Below are 405 nucleotides of genomic sequence, written 5' to 3' on the forward strand. Positions count from 1 at the left end.
CCCGCGCGGCTGAGCAGACTCCGGGTCGGCTCGGCGGAGAGCGCGGCACGCAGCAGGTGCTGGGTGTCCAGGTCACGGCTGCCGTGCTCGGCCGCGTACTGGGCGGCGCCGCGCACGAGTTCACGGGCGGGCTGGCTGAGAAGCCTGCCGATGTCGATCTGGCGGGGGCGCTGTCCGCCGAAGAAGCGGGCGAGGAATTCTGCGAACGGGTCACCCTCCGGGCCGACGAAACCATTCGTCATCGTCATCCGTTCCTTCGCTGGGTCGACGTGCCGGGCCCGGGTAACCCGGTCAGGGCGCGCTCATGCCCACGATGACACGTTCGGCGGGGGCGGGCATGTCCAGGTTTCGGCACCTGGCCGGCCCGCCGGGGTGAGGTGCGGCGAAGGTGGTGCCGGCCGGGGG

The 405-nt window shown here is 72.6% G+C and carries 1 protein-coding gene; it reads right to left on the bottom strand.

Translation table 11 applies throughout. The features are described from left to right. A partial coding sequence (locus LPA54_RS40740) for a Clp protease N-terminal domain-containing protein (protein ID WP_228985459.1) occupies positions 1-242 on the bottom strand: 242 nt, incomplete at its 3' end. Positions 243-405: the final 163 nt, after the last annotated feature.

The organism is Streptomyces sp. DH12 (assembly GCF_020873895.1).
In the GTDB taxonomy this organism is placed as follows: Bacteria; Actinomycetota; Actinomycetes; order Streptomycetales; family Streptomycetaceae; genus Streptomyces.